Source organism: Solibacillus silvestris (genome assembly GCF_051967575.1).
Lineage (GTDB): Bacteria > Bacillota > Bacilli > Bacillales_A > Planococcaceae > Solibacillus > Solibacillus silvestris_B.
The window spans coordinates 1-25,375 of sequence record NZ_JBQCJW010000001.1 but is presented as its reverse complement, the minus strand read 5'-3'; the positions used below and the strand labels follow the sequence as shown (position 1 = coordinate 25,375).

The window sequence follows — 25,375 nt, the reverse complement described above, 5'->3', positions numbered from 1 at the left end:
CGACAACTTATGGGCAAATAATTGCATATATATCAAGCGAAGATCGTCGTGGATGACACTACTGACGGGAGCAGTTTCTGGAGAGAGCGCGTATAACGCGTCGCCGAAGGGTTCATAATCTCAGGCAAAAGGACAGAAGAGTAATGAGAGACGTTATTATTCTTATTTAACAGGGCTGATATTTTTATCGGCCCCTTTTTTATTTTCAGAAAATTCGATTGATGGACCGCGTTGTTTTACTTATTATTTTGCGCTGCGAATAAGCAGACAAAATATTTATCCTTTGGAGGGAATCGTTTTGGAACAACATGAATTGAAGCGCGATCTTAAAAATCGTCATGTTCAATTAATCGCGATTGGAGGAACAATCGGAACGGGGTTATTTTTAGGCTCGGGAAAAGCGATTTCACTTGCAGGGCCATCTATTATTTTTGCGTATTTAATCGTTGGAACTGCACTGTTTTTCGTTATGCGTGCACTTGGTGAATTGCTTTTGTCAAAAGGCGGCTATTCATCGTTCACGGAGTTTGCGACAGAATATTTGGGAGATTGGGCAGGCTATGTGACAGGGTGGACGTATTGGTTTTGCTGGATTATGACCGCTATGGCGGATATTATTGCGGTCGGGATGTATACGCAATATTGGTTTAATATTCCGCAATGGGTGCCGGCAATTGCATGCTTAGTCGGTCTTCTGGCACTGAATTTGCTGACTGTAAAATTATTTGGTGAATTGGAGTTCTGGTTTGCCCTTATTAAAATTATTACGATTGTCGCTCTCATTGCAATCGGCATCGTCTTGTTGATCATCGGTTTTGAAACAGAAACAGGGAAGGTTGCCGTAGCGAATCTTTGGGAGCACGGCGGATTGTTTCCGAATGGCGCATTTGGCTTTTTAATGGCATTCCAAATGGTTGTATTTGCTTTTGTCGGTGTGGAGCTTGTCGGTGTATCGGCAGCGGAAACGGCCAATCCCCAAAAGAATATACCATCAGCCATCAATAAAATACCAATTCGCATTTTATTGTTTTATGTTGGGGCGTTATTTGTCATTTTAACGATCAACCCTTGGAATACGCTAAGTGCAGCGAGCTCGCCGTTTGTGCAGGTTTTTGCGTTGGTGGGAATACCGATTGCAGCGGGTTTGATCAACTTTGTTGTGCTGACATCGGCAGCGTCTGCGGGAAATAGCGGGATGTTCTCGACAAGTCGTATGTTGTTTAGCTTAGGAAACAATAAGCAAGCACCAGCACCATTCAGCCGATTGAATAAAAATGCCGTACCGCAAAATGGCTTGCTCTTTTCGGCGGTAGTTGTGTCGATCGGGGCATTGCTTAGTTATTTCATGCCTGATGATGCGTTTAATATTGTCACGACGATTAGTGCAATATGCTTTATTTGGGTATGGAGCATCATTTTAATTTCACATATTGTCTATAAAAAGCGTCACCCGCAATTGCACGCAAAATCGATTTTCAAGGCACCGCTGACACCGTTTATCAATTATGCAATATTGGCGTTCTTTGTGTTTTTATTAGTCATTATGGGTGTTTCGGAATATACTAGAACATCTTTAATGCTTACTCCGTTATGGTTTGTTTTATTGTTCATTTTATACGCAATTCGAAAAAAATAGGGAAAAGAATCCGGGCTTCCATAGAAGAGGCCCGGATTGTTCTTTTCGATGCTTTTTCAATTTAGGCTTACCTGTATTTGCATAATGGGGGTTAATTGCTTCATAATGCCATTTACTGCAGTTTACCTAATAGATGCTTCCTTGCTTCCATATATATTTTGTCATCGCAAGCATCGCATGAAAACTTCCCGCGCATATTCCGTTTGAACTTTTGATATTTCTTCGTGCCCTCTTTTAAAAGGAAAGGCTTTTTGCAGCAAAAACAAGTCGTTTCATATGTGATCATTTTATCTCCTCCTGAACGAAAAGAAATTTATTTTTCAATAAATGAACATAAACGAAGCAAGCAATCAATACACCGATAAAAGCGAATAAACTAGTAACAAGCCGGATTGAAAACATTTCCGCCAACAAGCCGATAATCAATGTTAAAGAAATTTGCATTATACTTTCGATTAGGCTGAGCGAACTGCTGAAACGCCCCATCAACTTTGCAGGAATTGTTTGCTGATAAAATGTTGCATATCCTGCATTGCTGAATGCCATGAACAACCCGAGCAGTATAAAGGCTCCAACAGCAATGAGCAGATTTTGCGAAAAATAAAAAGTGAAATAACAAATGAGAGTGAATGTAAACCCTGCTCCAATATACGAAGCCAATGAAAATTTATGTACAAATTTCGCGGCCAAAAAACCGCCGACAATAGCGCCGATTCCTGTCATCCCAACGATGATGCCATATGCAGTATCGGAAACGTTATGGAAATCCTTTAAAAAAGACATTTCCTGAGAATCGAGCGAATAGCAAATCATGAGCGCGATGGAATAGAACATGAAAAATTGCAGCATTGCTTTTTTTTCGCGAATGAACTGCCAAACGAGATAAAAATCATCAAGTATAATGGCAGGTGTAAGCATTTTGGACTGGCTGTCTTCTTTTTGCTGCACATTCGGCAATAAATACATCATCGATGCACTGAGAAGCAGCATGCAGCCATTCGTCCACATCGCGGCGGCCGTATTGCTGAAGGCGATAATTGCCCCGCTTAAAGCAGGTCCGATCATAAAACTCCCCGAGCCTAACATGCTATTAATCGCATTGAAGCGCAAGCGATTCTTTTGCTCGACAATTTTTGCGATCATATATGTGCCGCTCGGATTTGAAAAGCTCGTCGTAATATTGGCCAGAAAAATGAAACAATAAATCATCCAAATATCCGTAAGAAAGGGCATTGTAAAAACGATCAAAGCACGAAATAAATCGCCGCCAATCAAAATGAATCTTTTGTTTGACCGGTCCACGATGGAACCAGCGAAAAAACTGCAAATGATGCGAGCGATGGGGCCTATTATATAAATGCCTGCAACAGCTGCGGGTGACTGTGTTAAATGCCAGACAGACAGATTAAGCGCAATCAAATAAATCCAGCTGCCTAATCGGGAAATGCCGAATCCAAACCATAAATAAAAATAATCCTTCTTCAGCTCCATATGCTTCCTCCTTAACGGCTCATACGCTGCCGTATGTTTTCACTTGCACCGAGTGCCAGCTTATAGCATTGGCTCGCTTGCTTATAGGCGTTCAAATGTTCATAAAATCGTCCCCATAGCGGTGCATAAAAAATTGTCAATGCATAATATTGCTGGTCATTAAAATGGGGGAAAACCGTCTCTTCAAGCTCCTTTAGCCGTCTGATTGAATGGCCCTCTTCCAAAGCGTATTGAAGAAGCCGCCGCTGGTAAATATGGTGCAGCACTGAAAATGCAGATTCATCATAGCGTGAGAGTAACTTGTTTAATTGGGCGGAATCGTTTTGCTGATAGCAAGTGCGCATCCAGTTAATAACAGAATGCAAATCTTCATCATATTGGTTGGCGATTTTATAATGCTCGCTTGCCCTTTGAAATGATTGTTGGCACTCATAGCAATACGCAATATTATTATGCAGTGAACTCCATTGCAGCGGCGATTGGATTGAAGGTACATTTGCTAGCAAGTCAAGTCCCGCTTCGAATTCCCGCAATGCTTCACGAAAGCGGTGCAAATCATTGTAGATGACGCCTTTCATCGAATAGAGCTTAAGTTGAAACAATGGCTTGAACTGATGTTTGAAAAAATGGTTTGCCAAGTCAATATGGTGAAGCGCCTTTTGGAAATTGTAGCTTCGATGATTCGAAAAAGCGATATGATAATGGTAATTTGCAAGCTCGAATGGATGGGCGTTTGCTAAATATTGCGAATAGGCATGGCGCTGCTCTTTCATCGCCAGTTGTTCAAACTCCGAAAAAGACAAATGTCCGAATGCGGTGATCGCAACAAAAAGTTCTGTAATGCGGTCCCTTTTCCAACTGACAATCGGTTCGATTTCGCGCAAAAGATTTCTCGCCTGAATATCCTCTTTTATCGAATACAAATAGCGTCCATACACGAGCTTTGCGAGTATTTGCTGTTCAACGGATTGTTCATTTTGCTGCAAAGCAAGCAGCTGGTTGATTTCGTCGGCAGTCAATGCATTATTGGACAGTAATTTTTCATACGCCGTTTCCAAAAAAGCCATTTGATTTTCCAAATGTTGCTGAAGGCTAAAAAAGTTTATGCCCAACTTATCGAATAGTTGTTCATACATAGAGTTTTCCGCAATGACTAGTTCATTTTCGATGCGGCTTAAATAGGAGGGGGTGCATATGCCGAATGCGACCTCGTCCTGTGTTAATTTCTTTTTTTGCCGGAAGTATTTTAATAGCTTTCCCCAAGCCTGATCATTTTTTTCCATTTCGAACACCTCGTGTTTATTTTAACAAATTAATAACTGATTATATTGTGAATTTTCACTCGAAAATGGGCAATCAATGTAAGAAAAACGGGGAAATTACACAAATGTTGCGGTGAAATATGTTTTTCTAATTGCATAATCGCACATTGCTCTATATGATAAGAAAATAAAAAAGGTAATTTCGTTTCAAATGGGAGCTTAGATTGGAGAGATTCATATGTTTTTTTATGAAGTGGATAATGAAATTCAGTTAAAATTAATTACGCAAAATGATGCGGAGGAAATTTTCGCATTTATTGACCGTTCGCGCGATTATTTGCGGGAATGGCTTGGCTGGGTGGACAATACGAAAACGGTCGAAGATACACGCGCATTTGCCGCATTGAATTTAGAAAAATTTGCAAAGCGCGAAGGACTCGACACGGCAATTTTTTATAAAGGGAAATTTGTAGGGAAAGTGTCGATTAACACGATTAACTGGTCGCTCAAAAAATGTGAGATCGGCTATTTTTTAGATGAAGAATTTCAAGGTGAGGGCATTATGACGCGTGCTGTAAAAGGGATTATTGATATTGCGTTTCACGAATATAAGCTTCAAAAAGTTGAAATCCATGCAGCGGTGAATAATCGAAAGAGCCGTCATATTGCAGAGCGTCTTGGCTTTATGCATGAAGGAACAATCCGGCAGGCGGAATGGCTGTATGATCACTATGTGGATCATGCGGTATATGGATTGCTTGCAGATGAATGGGTTGGAGAATACAAATAAATTTTTAGCCTCGTCAAAATAATATTTGGCGGGGTTTTTTAGTTTTTTTAAAAATTTCCAGAATAATGGTTGCATTAAAAAATGTAACGGTGTAATATGTAACTAGAACACTAATACGGAGGAGAATATGAAATCTTTTATCGGTTTATTAAAAAAAGAGCATGCGCATTATGCTAGTTTGAATTTTGTCATGGTTGGCTTTGCGGTTTTTGCAATATCGATCGTCCCGGTCGTGCTGCATAATTATTACAGTCAATCGACCATTCAGGGCAATCGTTTTATATTCACTTTAGTTGCGTCAAGCATTGTTTCCTTTCTCTGTATATTTTCTTTCTTCTCAAGCCTGAAAGCGGATATTAGAAAAAAGGAGCTGTGGCTGCATAATACGCAATCGATTATTACATTAATAATGGCTAAAGCGGTGTATCAGCTTGTTTCTGTTCTCGTTATTAATGCCGTTTGCTTTACGGGGTTCTTCTTTGTCGGGGATCAGATTGATGGAACACTCGGTCAGCTTTGTCTGTTTTATATTTATTGTATATCCATCATCCTCGTCTTATATCCAACAATGCTCATATTAACATTGTTTTTTTATGCCATATCGCTTGAATTGAAGCGTTATATAGGCAAATTGAGTGTTGTTGTGTCGTTCTTTCTTGCCGTAGTATTCTTTTCAATGGCTGATGAAATCCCGAGCGGCTTCTTCCGATTCGGAAAAGTTCCGACAGACTGGCTGTTTGTGAATTTCCCGAAGTTTAATGGGGGTATAATGGTTACACAAATGGACATGTATGTAGGCAGCGAAATTGCATCGTTTTTATTTTTGGGCGCCCTGTTTGTCATTTCATGCAAATGGATTGAAAGGGTGATCACACGATGACGATGGATTTTGCTAAGGACCGTCCGATTTATTTGCAGCTCGTTGAGATGGTTTGCGGTGATGTAATCAAAGGAAAGCTGAAACCTGGCGATAAACTTTCTTCGGTTCGGGAATTCGCCATTGATACGGGAGTGAACGTCAATACGATACAACGTGTATACAAGGAGTTGGAAATGATGAATTTGACGGAAACAAAACGCGGTCAAGGGACATTTATTACAACAGATACGGCGATTATTCATGACGTGCGCGAGCAGATGAAGGAGCAGGTGGCAGCCCATTTTATTTCTTCCATCCAGTCTTTCGGCTTTACATTGGATGAAATTATCGAAGTTTTAAAAAAGAATGGGGGACGCTAAATGAAGGCTGAGCAACTATGCTTTTCATATGGGCGGAAAGTGATTGTGGAGCGCATTTCCTTTACAGCGGAAAAAGGCTGTATTATCGGGCTTATCGGCGAAAATGGCAGCGGGAAATCAACATTGCTGAAGTTATTCGCCGGAATACTGACACCTAGCAGTGGTTCGGTTACACTGAACGATGAAAAAATAACGAGAAGGCTCGCAACTAAAATTTCCTATCAGCCCGATATTGATTTATTTTATGAAAAGATGACCGCTGATAAAGTTTTTGATTATTACGCAACACAGTTTGCCGATTTTTCAATTGATAAAGCATATGAAATCACAGCTTTTTTGCAAGTGCCGACAAATATTAAACTTGGAAAACTATCAAAAGGAAATCGCGCAAAAATCAAACTTGCTACATTTATTGCACGGAATGCGGAAGTTTACTTATTTGATGAACCTTTTTCTGGGCTTGATCCACTTGCCCGTGAAAGTTTAATGAAGGCGATTATCCGTTTTATCGATATCGAACACTGCTCGGTCATCCTCTCTACGCATGAAGTGAATGAGGTAGAACCTATTTTGGATAAGGTCGTCCTACTGAAGGATGGGCATATTCGCGCAATGGAGGATTTGGAGCAAATTCGGAGCGAGCGCGGGGAAAGTGCTGTACAGTGGATGAAAAATTTATATGGAGAGAAGGTGTAGACAATTGACACAGCCAATTGTTGAAATTAAAAATCTGAATAAAAAGATAAAAGGCAAGCATATTATCAAAAATTTAAACTTAACGTTTTATCCTGGGCAAATAACGGGCTTTCTAGGTCCGAATGGTGCTGGTAAAACGACGACGATTCGTATGATGACAGGGTTAATGTACCCATCTGAAGGCGAAGTGATCATCGATGGCCATGCACTATCGAACGATTATGAGCAGGCGATCAGCAAAGTCGGTGTCATCGTTGAAAACCCTGAAATGTACAAATATATGTCAGGCTATAAAAACTTGCAGCATTTTGCAAGGATGCATAAAGGAGTTACGAAACAACGAATCGATGAAGTCGTTGCACAAGTAGGCCTGCAAAACCGTATTCATGAAAAAGTGAAAACATATTCATTGGGAATGCGCCAACGTCTAGGTTTAGCCCAGGCGATGCTGCACCGTCCGAAGTTTTTGATTTTAGACGAGCCGACAAACGGATTGGACCCTGCAGGCATCCGCGAATTTCGTATGTACTTGCGTAAAATTGCGGAAGAAGATAATGTGGCGATCGTCGTATCGAGCCACTTATTATCTGAAATTGAGCTCATGGTCGACCGTATCGCGGTTATCCAAAACGGCGAGCTTATCGATATTCGTGAGCTCCAGCAGGAAGCGGCATTGCAATATTATATTGAAGTGGGGCAAAAAGATAAGCTCCAAGCTATATTCGAAGAGCCTTTAACGAAAGAAAATGGCGGATATGTTGTAAATTTAACGAAAGAGGATGTTCCAGCGTTTGTTCGAAAACTGGTTGAAGCCGGAATTGATCTATATACAATTCAACCGATTCAAAAACGTCTCGAAGATCAATTTATCGAGATGACTGGTGGAGGTGCGATTGATGCAATACGTTAAAAATGAATGGATCAAAATGTGGTCCCAAAAGAATGCTTGGATTATGTGCGGGCTTTTAGTTGTATTAATCGTGTTCGTTGCAGGTATGAATAAATACTATGATGTTGATTCAAGTACTAAAGAAGCGCGATTGGCGGCAAATGAACAAAGGTTGACAGATTATAATGAAATGCTCGCTGCAGAAGTTTTAATGCCGGAAGATCAGCAATACTACAATGAAGAAATCGCAATGATAGAATACCGCATCGCAAATGATCTGCCATCAGCAGAATCAATGACATTTATGGAACATATGGATTTATCGTTATCATTGACGATTATGGTAACGAGCATATTTACGGTTGTTATTGCCGCGGGTATCGTATCATCTGAGTTCGGAACAGGTACGATTAAAATGCTGCTGACGCGACCTGTAGCAAGATGGAAAATCCTTCTATCGAAACTCGTTGCATCGATCATTTATGGAATTGCGCTATTTGCAACTGGAATTGTTGTCGCGTTAATTGTCGGAATGGCATTATTCGGCACGGACAGCGCGATTGCGTTATCGGTCGTTGATGGTCAAGTCGTGCAGGAAGCAGTGAAGAATACCTTTATCGAAACGACATTTTATTCTCTAGGCTCAATTATCATGACGATTTTATTTGCGTTCATGGTCGGCACAATTTTTGGTTCAAGTACGTTGGCGGTAAGTTTATCGCTATTCATCTTATTGATGGGCCAAACAGCGACAATGTTTATTGCCCAATATGATTTTGCGAAATACATTTGGTTTGCAAATGACCTGTCGTATTATGCACCGGGAAGCATGCAGATGATTGAGGGCTTGACATTCACGTTCTCATTAATCGTCAATATCGTTTATGCGATTGTATTTTTAGCGATTACGTTCGGCTACTTCATGAAACGTGATGTAACTGCATAGTGAAAAAGAAAGTTATCTGGGATATTCAAAGTATTCCAGATAACTTTTTAGTTTTTATTTGCAGGAAATTTTGCACGGACATCTTTTTTTCATAATTTTTACAAGAAGTTCAACAATAATCTATTATAATATAGCATTTATAAAATCCCGCTTTATACTAGAGAAATAAGCAACTTGTTTTAGGGGATGAGTAAATGATAAACGATAAGTATAAGATCATGATGTGTGATCGTATTATTTCCACAATCAATAAATGGGAGCAACAACCGTCGATCAAGGAACATGATTTATATACATTTCTACATAATTTAAAAGGAACGGCAGGCTCGATCGGTATGGAAGATCTATCGGAAATTGCCGGTACAAAGCTTAATTTTTTAGAGGAGCAAAGCGAAGAAAGCTGGGAAAAAGATAATTGGAAGGATTTTTTATTGCCAATCGAGGAAGTTGTCAGCTTTGTTGAAACGAATATGCAGCGGCACATTCAGGAAGAGCATGAACCCCATTTCGCCAGCGCCATCAACAGCAAAAACTTTATTTTGGTCATTGATGATGATATGGTGTTCGTCTCCTATATTAAAACGGTATTGGAAGCGAAAGGGTTTATGGTCATTGTCGCCCACAATGGTCAGCGCGGCTTGGAACTGATTTATGAATTAAGCCCGGCTCTTGTATTTTTAGATATCAAACTGCCGGATATTAATGGTTTTTCAATATTGGAAAATATAAATAAAATTAAGTCGAACCATATGTTTGTGGCGATAATGAGTGTGGATGACAGCAAAGAAAACCGCGCGATGGCCTTTGATCTGGGCGCTTTTGATTTCATTAAAAAACCGCTTGATGCCACTATTTTGACTTCGTATGTAAGAAACCGCCTGTCATTCAAACAGGAGCTGGAACTTTCGATTGTGACAGATGAACTTACACAGGTTTTCAACCGGAAATATATGAATCTGCAGCTGGAATTGCTGACAGAACAATATGAAAAAAATGGTGAAGTGTTTTCGATTGCCATTACAGATATCGACTTTTTTAAAAAAGTAAATGATACATATGGCCATATTGTCGGTGATGAAGTGCTCAAAGGCTTTTCTTCTTCCATCATGTCCGCAAAGCGTGAGGAGGATGTTTTTTGCCGTTACGGCGGAGAAGAATTTGTACTGATCATGCCGAACACAACGAAAAATGCCGCTTTCGGTGTATTGGAGCGCATGCGGAAATTAATCGGCGAACAGCAGTTTACCGCGAACGGGCAACCGTTTTTTATTACGTTTTCTGCCGGAATCACAGAGATTAGCGAACAGATCAGGCACCCGAAAGCACTGATGGAGCAAGCAGACCAGTCACTATACAAGGCGAAGTCATCAGGACGGAACCGATCCGTCGTTTTCACAAATGACGAAGTGTTCAGCAGCGTGCAAAAAGTTAAGTTGATCGTCATTGATGATGTATCGATCATTCGTAATTTAGTGGCAGGCTATTTTATGAATATGCAATTACCGGAAGACTACTTGCTCGAAATTGAGACATATGAGAATGGTGTAGAATTTTTACAGACGAAATGGCATGAAGAAAATACGAAATATATTATTTTACTTGATGGTATAATGCCGAAAATGGATGGAATTGACGTTTTAAAAGAAATTCGCAAAAACTATCAGTCGAACGAAGTAATTGTTTCGATGTTGACAGGCCGCAACGATGAGGAATATTTATTAGAGGCATTGGCAAACGGGGCGGATGACTTTATCGTAAAGCCATTCAATATTGCGGATGCATCGAATCGTATTCTTCAGTTGGTTAACCGACTGTTTGTAAAAGTACGTCAGTAGAAGGGAAAAGAATGATGAATAAAATTTTAGTAGTAGATGACGAGGAAATTTTAAGAATGCTTATTTGCGATACATTGGAAGATTTCGACTTTGCGATTGATGAGGCTGAGGACGGGGTGGAAGCTTTAGCCAAGATGAACGACAACGACTATGATCTTGTCATTTTGGATTATATGATGCCTTATTTGACTGGATTGGAAGTAATAGAGCAGCTTTCGCAACAGTATAAAGAAAAAACGCCAATTGTTATGCTGACGGCAAAGGCGCAGGAATCGGATCGGCAAATTGCATTGGACAAAGGTGCGAAATACTTTATATCGAAGCCTTTTAGTCCAATAGAATTGATCGCATTTGTAGAGGAGCTCATGAATGCCTAAATTAATCCCGACGATAAAAAATAATATCCGCAACCAGTTTATACGGATGCTGCTGTCAATGCTCTTTTTATTTTCCTTAATTGTCATCGCATTATATATATATATTGATTCGAGCAATGATAAGCTGATAAAAGAAAGAGATGCAGTAAGCGGAAAATCGCAAATTGTCCGGAACATGGATGAAAGTTTCAATGAAATATTTTTTCGGGCAAGGGGCTATTACGCTTTTAAAGATCAAGATGAGCTGAACTTATTGTACGATGAAATGGATATTTTTGAAGTGCAGCTTTCGGAATTTGGAAAATTGCCTCTTTCAAGCGAGGAAATGGTGCTGTATGGAGAATTGAAGGAATTTTTAATAGCCTACAGAGATAAAATTTTGCCGAGAGCCGTTTCATATGTAGATGCGGATGACTACGGAGCATTGCGCGAATTATCGGGCAGCGGCACAAATGATCTTGTCAATAAATTCATTTCCTATACGAAAACATACAATAATGAAACAGATTTAACATTAACGGATTTATTCAACCGGATATTGGAGCAAGTGCAATTTTTAACGGTTTTATATATTTCGCTTGGCATTATCGTCATTTTGATTATTGGTGTTATACTGCGCAGAGTAATCCAAAATCTGATTGCACCAATAGAAAAACTGACGACCGCAACAGATGCTTTTGCAAGCGGGGGCTATGTAGATATTACTGATCTAAAGAAAAAAGAAGATGAGCTTGGACTATTGGCGACATCCTTTTACAATATGACGCTCTCCATTCAGGAAAAGGAAGAAGTGCTGACAACACAAAATGAAGAGCTGATGGCACAGCAGGATGAACTCCAAGGCAACCAGGAACAGCTGCAGCAATCGTTGAGCCAGCTGGAACAATACAATGAATTGAATCATGCATTAACCTTTACACTGGAAAAAGGAAAATTGCTGGACGATTTGCATGAGTATTTGCGCCGCATTTATGAATTTGATTCTAGCTTAATGTATTTAGTCGACAGTAATGAGTTTGTGTCAAAAGGATTGGCAAAAGAGACAGCAGAAAAACTGATCAGAAATTTGGAAATTGATAAAATCGCAAGGCTTGAGGAAGAAAAATCGTTCGTCATACGTCGTCAAATCAAGCCGAACGGGCAAAATATTGCTCAAGCACCATATAGCGCGTATGACTTGTATGCATGCATTTTGAATTCCGAAAAAAAATTGGTGGCTGTTTTATTGGCGACACGCGAAGGATGGGACATTTCCAAACAAGATCTTCTTGATATTGATGGACATATGAACCAGGCTTCAATCGCCTTTGAACGAATCTTCATGTATGAGGAAGTGGAACGGGCAAGAAAGCTGAATCAAAGCATAATCGATACCGTGAATGAAGGCATTCAATTTGTGTCTAAAATGGGGGAAGTATTGCTATTAAATAAAGCGCTGTTCGGAATTATCCGATACCCGTACTATAATGTTGAAAATAAAATACCCCAGCAAATTTGGCTCAAGCATTTCCAATCAATTGTCGATGAATCCGAGGAGCTTATTTACTTCCTCAAAAATGCGATCATTGAAGAATTTGCGAATACGAGAACGATGCGCTATTCGATTGGAAATGAGATGCCGATTTTCGTTGAAGTATATGCTACTAGTGTATTTGAAGGTGATGAAAAGGTAGGAACGATGTTTGTCCATCGGGATATTACGAGCGAATATGAAGTGGATCAAATGAAATCCGAGCTTGTGAGCACTGTAAGCCATGAATTGCGCACACCGCTATCAAGTGTATTAGGCTTTACGGAATTGCTGTTAACGAAAGAAATTCAGCCGGACCGCCAGAAAAAATACATCGAAACAATCCATAAAGAGGCGAAACGTTTAACAAACTTAATCAACGACTTTTTGGGTATCCAACGAATGGAATCAGGCAATCAGCTGTATTCAATGGAGAAGATTGCATTTGTTTCACTGGCAAAGGAAGTATTAAAGAATTTCAAGTTCGATCCATCGCATGAAGTCCGCTTTGTGGATCAGTCGACAAATTCCTTAATATTGGCTGATGAAGAGCGTTTAGTGCAATTGTTGATTAATTTAATCGGAAATGCGGTTAAGTTCTCCCCAAATGGCGGCGAGATTATGATGAAAGTGGAAAATAATCAGGAGTCCGTCAAAGTGTCGATTAAAGATAAAGGAATCGGAATACCGGAAAATGCAATTCCGACATTATTCCAAAAATTTAAGCGAGTGGATAATAGCTCCCGACGCAAAATAGGCGGGACAGGTTTAGGACTCTCTTTATGCAGGGAGATTATTTCTAAGCATAATGGGGAGATATGGATTGAATCACAGGAAGGTGTTGGCACTACTGTATTCTTTACACTTCCATTATATGAGCAGAACCTTGGCCGGAAGCTGGATGTTATTCCGGCGTCAAATTCCTTTTCAGATCAGAAAACGGTTATGATTGTGGAAGATGATTTAAGCCTGGCATTATTATTATCGGAAGAGCTAAAAAGTAAAGGTTTTTCGATTATTTATCATGATGATTTAAAAAGGGCATTTGAAGAGGCCATACAAACGCCGCTAGTAGGGATTGTCATTGATTTAATCATTGGTGATAATATTCAAGGATGGGATTTGGTTGAAGCTTTAAGGAATCATGAAAAAACGAGAGACCTTCCAATCATTATTTCTTCTGCATTGGACAAATCAAAGGTGAATATGGATAAGTACAAAGTGGAAAGATACTTTACGAAACCATACCCGCCGGAAGAACTTTCGAAGCTTCTATTAAATATAAATGGAAAGTAATATTGGATGACCGCAAAAAGTAAAGGAGGTGGCAAAATGGCTGCGAAAATTGTTTTCCATTTAGATATGAACAGTTTTTATGCATCTGTGGAACAGGCGCATAATCCGAGTTTAAAAGGAAAACCGATCGCAGTGGCAGGCAATGTAAAAGAACGCCGAGGCATTGTCGTTACAAGCTCGTATGAAGCGCGTGCAAAGGGGATTTACACGACGATGAATGTTGGGGAAGCGAAGCGGAAATGTCCGGAGCTGCTATTATTGCCGCCTGACTTTGCGAAATATCGAGCGGCAAGCGCGGCGATTTTCTCAATACTGCGCAGCTATACCGATTTAGTGGAGCCTGTATCGATTGATGAAGGCTATTTGGATGTAACGGAGCGAGCCAAATCGCAGCACCCATTACAGTTGGCGGAGGAAATCCAGCAGCGAATTTTACATGAGCTTGATTTGCCTTGCTCAATCGGGATTGCGCCGAATAAGTTTTTGGCCAAAACTGCGTCAAATATGAAAAAGCCGATGGGAATAACGATTCTTAGAATAAGGCAGCTGCCGGAGCTTTTATGGCCGCAGGATGTTATTGCAATGCATGGTGTCGGGGATAAGACGGCGAAAAAATTAAATTCCCTTCAAATTTTCACGATCGGGGATTTGGCGAATGCAAATGAACGCGTTCTATATAAAGAATTAGGGAAAAACGGCGTGCGGCTAATGAAGCGCGCAAATGGCATGGACAACCGGGAAGTGGACCCCAATGCCATTTTTGATACGAAAAGCGTTGGCAACTCCACGACATTGCCACGCGATGAAACAGAATACTACATTTTAAAGGAAACGTTTGAAAAGCTTAGCAAAAGTGTTGCGGAGCGGCTAAAAGTGAAGTATTTGGCGGGTACGACCGTGACGATCCAAATCCGCAATTTTGATTGGCAAAATTCGTCACGCAGCAAATCATTGCGCAATGCGGTGCAAAACGCCGATGAAATTTTTGAAATCGCGTGGAAGTTATTTACCGAGCACTGGGATGAAACACCTGTCCGTTTAATTGGCATCACGGTTTCAAATGTCGTTGATCAATCCGAATTGACACAGCAGCTCAATCTTTTCAATTTTGAACAGCATATTAAAGATGAGCCCATTGTAGAGCTGGTCGATTCGATTGAAAAGAAATTCGGAAAAGGGGCGATAAAGCGCGGTGTTCGCGTAAAATCGAAAAGCTACGCATCCAAGACGAGCTTCAGCAAAGATTTTTTGGAAGATCATACGAATTGAATTCAAGGCTGTGCTGAAAGTTTTTGACTTTAAGCACAGCCTTTCCGGTTTTCAGCTAAACTTCCTATGTCAGCCAAATGTCTAATTTTCGTCATTTATTGTGAGAATAATTTTCATTCAGTTAGGTATGAGCGAAATGCCCATGCTATAATAGAGTTGATTTCAAGCATCAGGAGGGCAAAATGGGTATTCATCCGATACGTTTTTTACGAATAATGGGCTTACTTGATGGAATCTCGCTCATTACATTATTATTTATTTCGATGCCGCTTAAATACTTTGCTGATTTACCTCAATTTGTAAGTGTAAACGGCAGTATTCATGGCGGTATATTTATGATTTATTTTTTGGCAATTATACTCGTTCAATTGCGTATTCAATGGAATATCGGCTGGTCGTTTTTGGCAATCCTCGCCGCATTTATACCTTTCAGCAATTTCGTGCTCGAAATAAAATTGAAAAAAATGCAGCCTTTATTACATACAAAGCCATTTCCGAAACATTGGCTAGTCTATGCAATTATTTTCTTCTCGTTTTTCGATTTATTCGTACAGCTTCCAGTTATGAGTACATATGCTTTATCTGTCGGTGCGAGCGTTTTTATCGCGGGCATTGTTGTCGGCCTCTATTCGTTTATGAATACGTTCGGCAATATTTTTTCTGGTGTATTTACAGATAAAATCGGCGCGTTCCGAATTTTAGTATTCGGGCTTTTCACTTCTGCAATGTCGCTATTATGCTATCAGCTTGTCGATAATACTGCCGTTCTTTTAATTGTTCGCTGCATTCACGGATTTAGCAGCGGTTTTATTACACCGGCTGCTTTTACGCTGCTTGCGAATATGCGCACGGCAAAAGAGCAAGGAAGCGGCAGTGCTGTTACAGGCTCGTTTGTCGGCATTGCCGCTATCGTCGGACCTGCTTCAAGCGGAATTTTGGCGAGCAAAATTTCCGTGCCGAATGTGCTCAGTCTTGTCGCACTATATGGCATTATTTTATTAATCGGGCTGCTGCTATTTTTGCGCAAATCCCCATTGCCAAAGCGGAAAAAGAAGGAAACCTCCGAAAAGCTGCAATGGAACAACGGAATTTTAAAAGCATATTGCGGGGCGTTTTTCCTCATGTTTTCGCAAGGCGTGCTCGCATATTTATTGCCGATTTACGTGCAGGATTTAGGCTATGGGGCCCGAATGTCCGGCACGCTGCTGAGTGTATTCGGCATTGTTGCCGTATTGATTTTTGTTTTGCCGACGAATAAAATTTTCGATTATTTCGATGCGCAGTTTACATTGCTGATCGGTGTTTTATTGCTTGGGATTGCGCAAATCGGAATTGGCCTAACGTCCGAAATGACATGGCTTTATGCGATACTTGCATTATACGGGGTAGGATTCGCGTTCTTGTTTCCTTCCATCAATGCTATATTAATCGAAGCAACGACGGAAAAAATCCGCGGAAAGGCATATGGTTATTTTTATGCGTTTTTCTCATTTGGCGTTGTGGCTGGATCTTCGGTATTGGGAACACTTAATTTAGTCGGCACATCCGGCTTTTTATTCACGGGGATATTGCTGTTCAGCTTCTGTGGTTTTATAAGCTTTTCATTATTTAGGTCCGATGCTTCGCTGGTGAAGGCTAAAGCGTAAATAAATTTGGCGCAGCCATTAATCAATCTATATTAATGCTGTTTTCCTCTGCAATGCAAATTTCTTTCTGATGCGCTTTGTTGAATAGTCATGTATACTAGACAAGGTGATTTTTACGAGCGAATATCGAATCGAAAGGAATTTAAAAACATGGTAAAATTACATTTAGAAGTATTGGAACGATGCAGTAAAGAGACGGAAGATACGATTACTGCAGAAAATATCGAATTTGCAGCAACTCCGATTCATTATTTGAAGGACAATCAAGGTGAGTTTATCTATACGGAATGTGCCGAATTCAATGATATCCGTATCGATGCTGTTGCACTTGAATTTGATGATGCATTCAATTTATATACGGCATTATTCGGCTTGAAACTGCAAAAGAAGCATAGTGAAGCAATTCGCAGCTATTTAAAGGAAAATGTAAAATCGGCATTAGGGAGCAGCAGTGCGTCCTTTTCGGGTCAAGAAGGGCTATGGGAACTGAATATTGCCGTCGATTGTATTGAAGGTTTTCATGAGCAGTCTTCCATCGAGGAAGTGTGTGAACTGCTTTATCATTTTGTTGCGCGATTATTAAATACAGTTGAAAAATAAGCGACGATGAATTATTTATACTGCTTTGCGTGGAAAAAAGATGAATATGAACTTTCAAGATTGGAAATGCGCACATTTTTCAACTTTCATGTGGAAGGAAATCTTTTGATCAGCAAGCAAAAAATTGCACCGAGCCGCAGCCCATTTATGCGGGCGCGTTTAAATATTCTGCTTGAGGCAAATTCGATCGGACAGCTTGTGGAAATGGCCGGGAATTTGCAGCTTGGAGAATGCACTTTTAAAATACATTGCCTGAATAATAGTGAAGATGCGGTTGAACCAAAATTAAATCGTACTGTCCGGAATGATTATATGAAGCAGCTTGGCTATGCTATAAAAGCGGAACCGGATTTGCATAAGCCGGATATTATACTTGGGCTGGTCCTTCATGAAGAGCGTTTTTATTTGGGCGAGCTTGTCTATGGCGAGGCAGTGTGGTTTAAGCATATGCAAAAACCCGAAATGTATTCGACGGCACTTAGCACACGGGATGCCCGGGCCATTGTTAATATTGCGGCACCATATCCGGAAGGCTTAAAAATTATCGATCCTTGCTGTGGCATAGGAACCGTTTTAGTGGAGGCAATGAGCATGGGGATTGCCATTGAAGGCCGCGATATTAATAAGCGTGTTGTATGGGGCTCTCGCATTAATCTCCGTCACTTTGGCTATGAGCCGAATGTAGAGATTGGACCGATTGAAGAGGCAAAAGAAGGCTATGATGTAGCCATTATCGATATGCCGTATAATTTATTTACACATACAACGGGCGATTTGCAGCAAAGCATTATTGCAAATGCGCGAAGAATCGCGAAGCGTATCGTTATTGTTACGATCGAAACGATGGATGATATGATACATGAGGCCAATTTAACAATTAAAGAAAGAGCCATACTGAAAAAAGGCAAATTTGAACGCCAAGTAATAGTATGCGAATAACTAAAAACATTTCAATCCAAATTAGAATGGATTGGAATGTTTTTTTAATGCGCAAATTATTGACAGCATATCATTTACATGTTATATTTATCTCGAATTAAAGATAAATGAATTCGTAATAATAGAGGGGAGGTTTCTTTATGAGTGAATATGAAAAGCAATTAAAGGCATTTACAGTTTTGCACAGGGCAACTTCAGCCGTACATGAAGCAACGAAAAAAGATATTCAACAAAATGATTTAAATTTAACCGAATTTGCCGTGATGGAAATGCTATATCACAAGGGAGATCAACCAATCCAAATTATAGGCAAAAAAGTATTGATCGCGAGCAGCAGCATTACGTATGTAGTCGATAAGCTCGAAAAAAAAGGACTTGTTTCACGTATAGCTTGTCCATCTGATCGCCGTGTTACATTTGTATCGTTAACAGATCAGGGAAAAGAAATGATCGAATCGATTTTTCCATCGCATGAAAAAAAGATCGCCTCAATTTTTGATGTACTATCAGCTGAAGAACTGCAACTGCTTACCGAATATTTAAAGCGTATTGGACTTCATGCAAGCAAATTATAAATTTTAAGTAATTATACGATGCAAAAGATTTTTCTGAATTAATATTTCGAAATCGAGAAAATGGAGGAAATAAATATGAACCATATTAAAGGTATTCACCACGTTACAGCAATTACGAGCAGTGCAGAAAAAAATTATGAGTTTTTCACATATGTATTAGGAATGCGACTTGTGAAAAAAACGGTCAACCAGGACGATATCCAAACATACCACCTGTTTTTCGCGGATGATAAAGGTTCAGCCGGGACTGATATGACATTCTTCGATTTCCCTGGCATTCAAAAAGGCAAACATGGCACAGATGAAATTTACAAAACTGCTTTCCGTGTGCCAAATGATGCGGCGCTCGATTATTGGGTAAAACGCTTTGACCGCCTGCAAGTAAAGCATGAAGGAATAAAAACATTATTCGGCAAGCAAACATTGTCATTCGTCGATTTTGATGACCAGCAATATATGCTCGTTTCCGATGAAAATAACAAAGGGATTGCATCAGGCACACCATGGCAAAACGGTCCGATCCCATTGGAATTTGCGATCACGGGTTTAGGCCCTGTTCATATCCGTGTGTCAAGATTCGATTATTTCAAGGAAGTATTGGAAAAGGTGATGGTAATGCGCGAAGTGGCCCAGGAAGATTCCTTGTACTTATTTGAAGTGGGCGATGGCGGAAACGGGGCATCGGTAATTGTCGAGCACAATACGGTATTACAGTCTGGGCGCCAAGGTTTCGGGACGGTGCATCATGCGGCATTCCGTGTTGAGGATACAGCCGTATTGCATGAGTGGATCAATCGTCTGGAAAGCTTCGGCTTCGGTACTTCAGGCTATGTGGACCGTTTCTTCTTTGAATCGCTCTATGCGCGTGTAGCACCTGGCATTTTATTTGAATGGGCAACAGATGGACCAGGCTTTATGGGCGATGAGCCATATGAAACTGTCGGGGAAAAACTTTCATTGCCGCCATTTTTGGAAAGCAAGCGCGACTATATTGAAAGTGTCGTGCGTCCGATTGATACAGTGCGCTCAACAAAAACTATTGAAAAAGAATATGAATAGTTTTAATAAATGATTGAGAATGGAGAATGTCCGATGAACTATATATTTACTAAAGGCAAAGAAGATAAACCGGTATTTTTATTGCTGCATGGCACAGGCGGGGATGAAAACAGTCTGCTTGCCCTCGCAGAAATCATTGACCCGGAAGCATCTGTTTTAAGCGTACGGGGCAATATTCTGGAGCATGGGATGCCGCGATTTTTCCGTCGCTTAGCGGAAGGCGTATTTGATATGGACGATTTAGCATTCCGCACGAAAGAGCTGTATGAATTTATCGGCGAGAAAGCGGCAGAATACCAGTTTGACCGTAAAAACATCATTGCAATCGGCTATTCGAACGGTGCAAATATTGCCGCGAACCTGCTGTTTGAATATGAAAACGCCTTGAAGGGCGCGATTTTGCATCATCCGATGGTGCCGAATCATGAAGCGACTGTTGCTAAACAAGAAGGCACATATGTGTTTATAGCGGCAGGTGTCAATGACCCGATCTGCCCGCAGCAAGAGGCAACAGATCTGGAGCGTTATTTGCAGGATGCAGGCGCAAACGTGACATTGGAATGGGAAACAAACGGGCATCAGCTTACAATGAATGAAGTTCAAAAAGCGAAGGCTTGGTATGATAAAACTTTTTAAAGAATAAACAATAAGGCATTTTCTGTTGTATTTTGATCAGGAAGTGCCTTTTTTCATTTACGCTTTCATAAAATTATGGAGAGCTTTTTAAGAAGACGATAATAAGCGGAGTTTTTCCGGCTATCTTTCTGGATGGGCTTTTATTTTGGCCTCCTAATCTACATGTCAATACAAGCGGTTCCATTTTTCCTTTGCATAAACTTATTTGCAATCTATAATAAATATAACGATAGTAAAAAGCTTCTACATGAGGCAAACTAAACTCGTGTTAGGAGGAAATGACATGCAAATACAATTTTTGGGCACAGGTGCAGGAATGCCGTCAAAAGAACGCAATACGAGTTCGATTGCATTCAAGCTTTTGGAAGAGCGGGGAACCATTTGGCTGTTTGACTGCGGTGAAGCGACACAGCACCAAATTTTGCATACAGCGATAAAACCGCGCAAAATCGATAAAATTTTTATTACGCATTTACACGGCGACCACATATTCGGGCTGCCCGGCTTTTTGAGCTCCCGATCCTTTTTGGGCGGGGAGGATGTGCTGACAATTTACGGACCAGCCGGATTGAAGCAATGGATTGAACAAACATTGCACTTATCGAAAACCCATTTAACGTATCCGATTGAATTTGTGGAAGTAACAGAGGGCAAAGTATTTGAAGACGGAAAATTTACGGTTCGTGCTTTGCCGCTTCAGCATGTCGTCCCATGTTTCGGCTACCGGATTGAACAAAAGCCGATGCAAGGTGAACTGCTGATCGACAAGGCTCTAGCTTACGGGGTGCCAAAAGGTCCGTTATTAGGTCGTTTAAAAGCAGGCCATTCCGTACAGTTGGAGGATGGAACGATTGTGGAAAGCAGTGATGTGACGTCACCGCCGCAGCAAGGGTTCACTGTTGCAATCTTGGGAGATACAAAGTACTGCGAAAACAGTATCCGGTTAGCAGAGCATGCAGATGTGGTCATCCATGAAGCAACATTTGACCATTCGACAATCGAGCTTGCGGGCAAGTATGGGCATGCGACAAATACAGAAGCGGCGCAAATAGCGAAACAGGCACAGGCGAAAACTCTGTTGCTGAATCATATTAGTGCACGTTTCCTTAAGCATGACTTGATCCTGTTTTTGGACGAAGCAAAAACAATTTTCGAAAACAGCTATTTAACAAATGATTTCAGCCAGTATGAGTGGCGGAAAAATGAATTGATTGAAATTGAATAAGCATATGTAAATGAGGTATATAGTAAAAGGATAAAGTATTTACTATACACCTTTTTGCTTATTTGAGAAAATTCTAGTCATTTGCAGAAGTAATTCGCTATAATGGAGAAAAGGGGGATGAATGATGCAGCAACCGACAATTTCACCGAAAGTATTACGATTGCTAGTTATTTTTCCAAATGTAATGAGCTATATTTTATTATTTGGAGTCGTTGTGTACATACGAACAAACCTGGAAATGCTGAAGGCGACAGACAGCTTAATGATGTGGCTGATCATTGCCGCGGTATTGGGGCCCATTTCGCTTTATACGACATTCAGTATTGCGAAGCGGATTAAGAATGGTACTTTGTAAAAATTTAACAGATTTATTTTATGATAATAAATCATCTGCAATATGAAGCGCATGCAAAAACACTCAGTTATTTTTTGAACTGAGTGTTTTCTTATGAATTCTATTCCCTTATCAATCGCAGCAGCTGTAAACCGTCAGACGGATGGCTGCTATATCCCGCCATCCAACGAGGATAGGTAACCGGTATAATCGTAAATAAAAATTGAAAAAAATTCAAAACTGCTGTCGCCCATAAGAGTGAATGCAAATCCCCGATAGATATATTGTTTGCGAATAAGAAACATACTACGGAAATTAACAATGACAGTGCCGGACCACCTACTAAACTACAGACACGTTGTTGTTTATTTAATTCTTTTTCCCAGTAGCAATAACCTGTATATGACCAAACGATATGAAAATGAAGTCTTCCAAATCTAAAATTTTCTCTGTTCTTCTCAGTTGTATGACCCAAATTAATATGTGCGTGAGACTTTGAAGAAATGACGACTCCGAGTCCATGCCCTATTTCATGCAATAAGACAGTCATCGGCCAAACTAGTAAATAAAAAATTAAAAATATTAACAAATCTTTCTCCTTCTTTTTTTAACTGAAATTTGGATGCAGCAAAAAAAGAAAGACACAAATTCATACAAATTGTGTCTTCCATTTCACGATCATTTACTGTTTTACCCTTATTATCCTATAAAACTATTCCCCGCGCGCCAGTTCTCTTGAGCGGTTTTCTGCACTTCGGACACAGTTTACAATGGCCTCGTTAAACGACATCGATTCAAGTGCCTTAATCCCGGCCTCTGTCGTTCCGCCTGGACTTGTCACTTTTCTGCGCAATATTGCAGGCTCCACATTTCCGGATTTTAGCATTTCCGCAGAACCGGCAATTGTCTGTACCATCAGTTCACGGACAATTTCCTTTGATAAACCGAATTCAGCCCCGGCACGTTCAAATGCTTCAACTAAATAATACAAATAGGCAGGGCCGCTTCCGGAGAGTGCAGTGACTGCATGAAGCTTTTCCTCCTCGACTTCAATGACAATGCCGATCGCTTCCAGCATTTGAATATAGAGCGCATGCTGGATGTCTGTCACGTGCTGATTAAATGCAATTCCCGATGCAGACATCCCGATTGTTGCGGAAGTGTTCGGCATTACGCGAGCAATTGGCCGGTTTCCAAGATACTGTTCGATCGTTTCAATGCTTACACCTGCCAATACCGATAAAATTGCAGTTTCAGCACCTAAAAAGGGCGCGATGACTTCCATTGCAGCACGGGCATCTTTTGGCTTCACCGCTAAAATGACGAGATCGGCATTTTTGAAATGTGTATTATCTTCCAATAGGTTGACATTGTAGCTTTCGGCAAGTTCCTGTAAGCGTTCTTTATTGGACCGATTGGATATGAACAGGGCGTGCGGGTTGACAACATTTTTATTGATCCATCCATGAATGAGTGCTTCTGCCATCGACCCCGCGCCGATAAATATAATTTTTTGCATAATATATCCCTCCGATTTTTAAATCCGATACCTTTAAACTTTCGTTAAAGAACATAAAAAAGCATTTCCATCCCTACAAATCAGTAAGGACGAAAATGCATTGATTTCCGCGGTACCACCTTTATTCACACAATGATGTGTGCAGCTTCAGCCTTTTTATCGCAAAGGGTACGGTTATGTTGTCATAACGGCTCAAAAGGAGGTTCGATCATTTCAGCGGGCTATGCCGATTTCAGCAAAGACGGCACTCTCTGCAACCTTAAAATAATGTACTTGGCTTTTTCATTGCCTGTAAATTTTGAATTATCCAAAATTATAGTGCTGTATTGAAAAACTGTCAACCTTTAACGTGACGAATGAGGAAAAAAGAGTTAAAATAAATGAATAGTCATTCATAACGAGCGAATCAAAGGGGATTAAAATATGGAAGTACATAAAATTGTTATACCAACACCATATGCAGTAGGTGATGTAAATGCTTTTCTAGTAAAAGGAGATGCACTGACATTATTCGATGCAGGGCCGAAAACGGAGGAAGCATATGAAGCAATCAAATGGGGTTTGCGCGGTGCAGGCTATGACTTGAAAGACGTGGAACAAATTGTCCTGACACATCATCACCCAGACCATGCTGGATGGATCGATGCATTTCCAGGCGCGGAAATTTTAGGCCATCAATATGTCGATTACTGGATGAAAAAAGAGCCGTCTTTTCTGCAATATCATGAGCAATTTTTTAAAAAGCTTTTAATCGAACAGGGCGTACCGGATAAATATGTGAACCGGATTTTACATGTAAAAGGGGAAATCGAATTATTCGGCACAATCCCTCTTACGGGTTATTTAAAAGAGGGTGATGAAGTGCCGGGCCACCCTGGTTTGAAAGTATACGAAACACCCGGACATGCGCAGAGCCATTTAATTTTTGTCGAAGAGGATACAAGGGAAGGTATCGGCGGGGATCTCTTGCTTGAGCGCACATCATCCAATCCATTAATTGAGCCGCCGATTGATTTATCGATGGAACGTTCTAAGTCTTTACTGCAATACAATGAATCGCTGAAACGCCTGAAAAATTTAGGGATATCGAAGCTGTATACAGGGCATGGCGGGGAACTGACACAGATTGAATCACTCATCGATGAACGGTTGGAAAAACAAAGACAGCGCGCATTAAAAGTATACGATCTGCTCGATACGCCGCAGACGAACTTTGAAATGACAACTCAATTGTTTGAACGGATTTACCAGCAGCAGTTAGGGCTGACACTGAGTGAGACGTTAGGGCAGTTTGATTATTTAGTAGATCAGGGAATGGTTGTGATTGAGGAACGGGATGGGATTCATTATTACAGGAAGAGTTAGTTTGGTTTGTTTTGTATAAGAGTGGGAGAAACCATTGTAAGCTAAAATGATTCTTATCCAGTGTGGAAGTTCATGTCGTGGAAATGTTGTAAAAGTTACGGATAAGTGAGTAGTTAGAAATAATACGATTATTGGTTCTAATGGGCATGGTTTATAATCCTGTAACCCCCTCTGTTAGGATAGATGTCGTACCGAGCTAACGTGATATGATTAAGTAAAATACACGGAGGTCGAGACGAAT

At 40.4% G+C, this 25,375-nt stretch carries 24 protein-coding genes and 1 riboswitch; of the genes, 20 read left to right on the top strand and 4 right to left on the bottom strand.

Translation table 11 applies throughout. The features are described from left to right. Positions 1–67 precede the first annotated feature (67 nt). Positions 68–146: riboswitch (glycine riboswitch) on the top strand. 152 nt (positions 147–298) lie between these two features. Beyond that, the gene (locus tag ACTHOQ_RS00120; protein ID WP_440493605.1) at positions 299–1,636 is read left to right on the top strand and encodes an amino acid permease; all 1,338 of its coding nucleotides are present in this window, start codon (positions 299–301) and stop codon (positions 1,634–1,636) included. Between the two features lie 112 nt (positions 1,637–1,748). Here ACTHOQ_RS00120 and ACTHOQ_RS00115 read toward each other — a convergent pair whose 3' ends face one another. From ACTHOQ_RS00115 to ACTHOQ_RS00105, 3 genes are read right to left on the bottom strand one after another with little or no spacing between them, the layout of a single operon-like run. Beyond that, complete coding sequence (locus ACTHOQ_RS00115; RefSeq protein ID WP_440493604.1) at positions 1,749–1,922, bottom strand: hypothetical protein; 174 nt, start codon at positions 1,920–1,922, stop codon at positions 1,749–1,751. Continuing rightward, complete coding sequence (locus ACTHOQ_RS00110) at positions 1,919–3,127, bottom strand: MFS transporter (protein ID WP_440493602.1); 1,209 nt, start codon at positions 3,125–3,127, stop codon at positions 1,919–1,921. The genes ACTHOQ_RS00115 and ACTHOQ_RS00110 overlap by 4 nt, the downstream gene beginning before the upstream one ends. 11 nt (positions 3,128–3,138) lie before the next feature. After that, positions 3,139–4,410: a helix-turn-helix domain-containing protein gene (locus ACTHOQ_RS00105; protein ID WP_440493600.1), complete on the bottom strand. Its 1,272-nt coding sequence runs from the start codon at positions 4,408–4,410 to the stop codon at positions 3,139–3,141. A 217-nt stretch (positions 4,411–4,627) separates the two neighbouring features. On the opposite strand from ACTHOQ_RS00105, the gene ACTHOQ_RS00100 reads away from it, so the two are divergent. The 18 genes from ACTHOQ_RS00100 to ACTHOQ_RS00015 all read left to right on the top strand — a co-directional run bounded on the left by ACTHOQ_RS00100 (position 4,628) and on the right by ACTHOQ_RS00015 (position 22,271). Continuing rightward, a complete protein-coding gene (locus tag ACTHOQ_RS00100) occupies positions 4,628–5,179 on the top strand; it encodes a GNAT family N-acetyltransferase (protein WP_440493598.1) in 552 nt (183 codons plus the stop codon). A gap of 127 nt (positions 5,180–5,306) precedes the next feature. Next, on the top strand, positions 5,307–6,059 hold the full coding sequence (locus tag ACTHOQ_RS00095; RefSeq protein ID WP_440493597.1) for a hypothetical protein: 753 nt from the start codon (positions 5,307–5,309) through the stop codon (positions 6,057–6,059). Further along, positions 6,056–6,418 carry a GntR family transcriptional regulator gene (locus ACTHOQ_RS00090; RefSeq protein ID WP_440493596.1) on the top strand — a complete coding sequence of 121 codons (363 nt, stop codon included), beginning with the start codon at positions 6,056–6,058 and terminating at the stop codon, positions 6,416–6,418. Before ACTHOQ_RS00095 ends, ACTHOQ_RS00090 begins: the two co-directional genes overlap by 4 nt. After that, on the top strand, positions 6,419–7,114 hold the full coding sequence (locus ACTHOQ_RS00085; RefSeq protein ID WP_440493594.1) for an ABC transporter ATP-binding protein: 696 nt from the start codon (positions 6,419–6,421) through the stop codon (positions 7,112–7,114). It abuts the gene before it with no gap. A gap of 4 nt (positions 7,115–7,118) precedes the next feature. Then, on the top strand, positions 7,119–8,024 hold the full coding sequence (locus ACTHOQ_RS00080) for an ABC transporter ATP-binding protein (protein WP_440493592.1): 906 nt from the start codon (positions 7,119–7,121) through the stop codon (positions 8,022–8,024). Then, on the top strand, positions 8,011–8,949 hold the full coding sequence (locus ACTHOQ_RS00075; protein ID WP_440493591.1) for a DUF2705 family protein: 939 nt from the start codon (positions 8,011–8,013) through the stop codon (positions 8,947–8,949). The genes ACTHOQ_RS00080 and ACTHOQ_RS00075 overlap by 14 nt, the downstream gene beginning before the upstream one ends. A 194-nt stretch (positions 8,950–9,143) precedes the next feature. After that, a complete protein-coding gene (locus ACTHOQ_RS00070) occupies positions 9,144–10,784 on the top strand; it encodes a diguanylate cyclase (protein WP_440493590.1) in 1,641 nt (546 codons plus the stop codon). Positions 10,785–10,798: 14 nt separating this feature from the next. After that, entirely contained in the window at positions 10,799–11,161 is a 363-nt protein-coding gene (locus ACTHOQ_RS00065; RefSeq protein ID WP_440493834.1) for a response regulator transcription factor, read from the top strand. Next, entirely contained in the window at positions 11,154–13,967 is a 2,814-nt protein-coding gene (locus tag ACTHOQ_RS00060; protein ID WP_440493589.1) for an ATP-binding protein, read from the top strand. The genes ACTHOQ_RS00065 and ACTHOQ_RS00060 overlap by 8 nt, the downstream gene beginning before the upstream one ends. 36 nt (positions 13,968–14,003) lie before the next feature. Further along, positions 14,004–15,236: a DNA polymerase IV gene (locus tag ACTHOQ_RS00055; protein ID WP_440493588.1), complete on the top strand. Its 1,233-nt coding sequence runs from the start codon at positions 14,004–14,006 to the stop codon at positions 15,234–15,236. A 182-nt stretch (positions 15,237–15,418) separates the two neighbouring features. Continuing rightward, a complete protein-coding gene (locus tag ACTHOQ_RS00050) occupies positions 15,419–16,882 on the top strand; it encodes an MFS transporter (protein ID WP_440493587.1) in 1,464 nt (487 codons plus the stop codon). A 150-nt stretch (positions 16,883–17,032) separates the two neighbouring features. After that, positions 17,033–17,482 (top strand): protoporphyrinogen oxidase, encoded by a 450-nt coding sequence (locus tag ACTHOQ_RS00045; RefSeq protein ID WP_440493586.1) that lies wholly within the window; start codon positions 17,033–17,035, stop codon positions 17,480–17,482. 105 nt (positions 17,483–17,587) lie between these two features. Further along, positions 17,588–18,421 carry a TRM11 family SAM-dependent methyltransferase gene (locus tag ACTHOQ_RS00040; RefSeq protein ID WP_440493585.1) on the top strand — a complete coding sequence of 278 codons (834 nt, stop codon included), beginning with the start codon at positions 17,588–17,590 and terminating at the stop codon, positions 18,419–18,421. Between the two features lie 140 nt (positions 18,422–18,561). After that, the gene (locus tag ACTHOQ_RS00035) at positions 18,562–18,996 is read left to right on the top strand and encodes a MarR family winged helix-turn-helix transcriptional regulator (protein ID WP_440493584.1); all 435 of its coding nucleotides are present in this window, start codon (positions 18,562–18,564) and stop codon (positions 18,994–18,996) included. Between the two features lie 75 nt (positions 18,997–19,071). Beyond that, positions 19,072–20,055, top strand: coding sequence for a ring-cleaving dioxygenase (locus tag ACTHOQ_RS00030; protein ID WP_440493582.1), 984 nt, complete (start codon positions 19,072–19,074; stop codon positions 20,053–20,055). 33 nt (positions 20,056–20,088) lie between these two features. After that, on the top strand, positions 20,089–20,691 hold the full coding sequence (locus ACTHOQ_RS00025; protein WP_440493581.1) for an alpha/beta hydrolase: 603 nt from the start codon (positions 20,089–20,091) through the stop codon (positions 20,689–20,691). 283 nt (positions 20,692–20,974) lie between these two features. Beyond that, complete coding sequence (rnz, locus tag ACTHOQ_RS00020; RefSeq protein WP_440493579.1) at positions 20,975–21,916, top strand: ribonuclease Z; 942 nt, start codon at positions 20,975–20,977, stop codon at positions 21,914–21,916. Positions 21,917–22,040: 124 nt separating this feature from the next. After that, positions 22,041–22,271, top strand: coding sequence for an acyl-phosphate glycerol 3-phosphate acyltransferase (locus ACTHOQ_RS00015; RefSeq protein WP_440493578.1), 231 nt, complete (start codon positions 22,041–22,043; stop codon positions 22,269–22,271). A 691-nt stretch (positions 22,272–22,962) separates the two neighbouring features. Here ACTHOQ_RS00015 and proC read toward each other — a convergent pair. Next, entirely contained in the window at positions 22,963–23,769 is an 807-nt protein-coding gene (gene proC / locus ACTHOQ_RS00010) for a pyrroline-5-carboxylate reductase (RefSeq protein ID WP_440493576.1), read from the bottom strand. 423 nt (positions 23,770–24,192) lie between these two features. Between proC and ACTHOQ_RS00005 the strand changes: the two genes are divergently transcribed. Then, positions 24,193–25,134, top strand: a complete 942-nt coding sequence (locus tag ACTHOQ_RS00005) for an MBL fold metallo-hydrolase (RefSeq protein WP_440493575.1) — start codon at positions 24,193–24,195, stop codon at positions 25,132–25,134. Positions 25,135–25,375 lie beyond the last annotated feature (241 nt).

Excerpts from the sequence above, each read along its gene's own strand:
- ACTHOQ_RS00035 (WP_440493584.1), top strand. The coding sequence starts at position 18,562 with ATGAGTGAATATGAAAAGCAATTAAAGGCATTTACAGTTTTGCACAGG.
- ACTHOQ_RS00115 (WP_440493604.1), bottom strand. The coding sequence starts at position 1,922 with ATGATCACATATGAAACGACTTGTTTTTGCTGCAAAAAGCCTTTCCTT.
- ACTHOQ_RS00090 (WP_440493596.1), top strand. The coding sequence starts at position 6,056 with ATGACGATGGATTTTGCTAAGGACCGTCCGATTTATTTGCAGCTCGTT.
- ACTHOQ_RS00030 (WP_440493582.1), top strand. The coding sequence starts at position 19,072 with ATGAACCATATTAAAGGTATTCACCACGTTACAGCAATTACGAGCAGT.
- ACTHOQ_RS00105 (WP_440493600.1), bottom strand. The coding sequence starts at position 4,410 with ATGGAAAAAAATGATCAGGCTTGGGGAAAGCTATTAAAATACTTCCGG.
- rnz (WP_440493579.1), top strand. The coding sequence starts at position 20,975 with ATGCAAATACAATTTTTGGGCACAGGTGCAGGAATGCCGTCAAAAGAA.
- ACTHOQ_RS00025 (WP_440493581.1), top strand. The coding sequence starts at position 20,089 with ATGAACTATATATTTACTAAAGGCAAAGAAGATAAACCGGTATTTTTA.
- ACTHOQ_RS00045 (WP_440493586.1), top strand. The coding sequence starts at position 17,033 with ATGGTAAAATTACATTTAGAAGTATTGGAACGATGCAGTAAAGAGACG.
- ACTHOQ_RS00065 (WP_440493834.1), top strand. The coding sequence starts at position 10,799 with ATGAATAAAATTTTAGTAGTAGATGACGAGGAAATTTTAAGAATGCTT.
- ACTHOQ_RS00100 (WP_440493598.1), top strand. The coding sequence starts at position 4,628 with ATGTTTTTTTATGAAGTGGATAATGAAATTCAGTTAAAATTAATTACG.
- ACTHOQ_RS00085 (WP_440493594.1), top strand. The coding sequence starts at position 6,419 with ATGAAGGCTGAGCAACTATGCTTTTCATATGGGCGGAAAGTGATTGTG.
- ACTHOQ_RS00050 (WP_440493587.1), top strand. The coding sequence starts at position 15,419 with ATGGGTATTCATCCGATACGTTTTTTACGAATAATGGGCTTACTTGAT.
- ACTHOQ_RS00095 (WP_440493597.1), top strand. The coding sequence starts at position 5,307 with ATGAAATCTTTTATCGGTTTATTAAAAAAAGAGCATGCGCATTATGCT.
- ACTHOQ_RS00005 (WP_440493575.1), top strand. The coding sequence starts at position 24,193 with ATGGAAGTACATAAAATTGTTATACCAACACCATATGCAGTAGGTGAT.
- ACTHOQ_RS00060 (WP_440493589.1), top strand. The coding sequence starts at position 11,154 with ATGCCTAAATTAATCCCGACGATAAAAAATAATATCCGCAACCAGTTT.
- ACTHOQ_RS00075 (WP_440493591.1), top strand. The coding sequence starts at position 8,011 with ATGCAATACGTTAAAAATGAATGGATCAAAATGTGGTCCCAAAAGAAT.
- ACTHOQ_RS00015 (WP_440493578.1), top strand. The coding sequence starts at position 22,041 with ATGCAGCAACCGACAATTTCACCGAAAGTATTACGATTGCTAGTTATT.
- proC (WP_440493576.1), bottom strand. The coding sequence starts at position 23,769 with ATGCAAAAAATTATATTTATCGGCGCGGGGTCGATGGCAGAAGCACTC.
- ACTHOQ_RS00055 (WP_440493588.1), top strand. The coding sequence starts at position 14,004 with ATGGCTGCGAAAATTGTTTTCCATTTAGATATGAACAGTTTTTATGCA.
- ACTHOQ_RS00110 (WP_440493602.1), bottom strand. The coding sequence starts at position 3,127 with ATGGAGCTGAAGAAGGATTATTTTTATTTATGGTTTGGATTCGGCATT.
- ACTHOQ_RS00070 (WP_440493590.1), top strand. The coding sequence starts at position 9,144 with ATGATAAACGATAAGTATAAGATCATGATGTGTGATCGTATTATTTCC.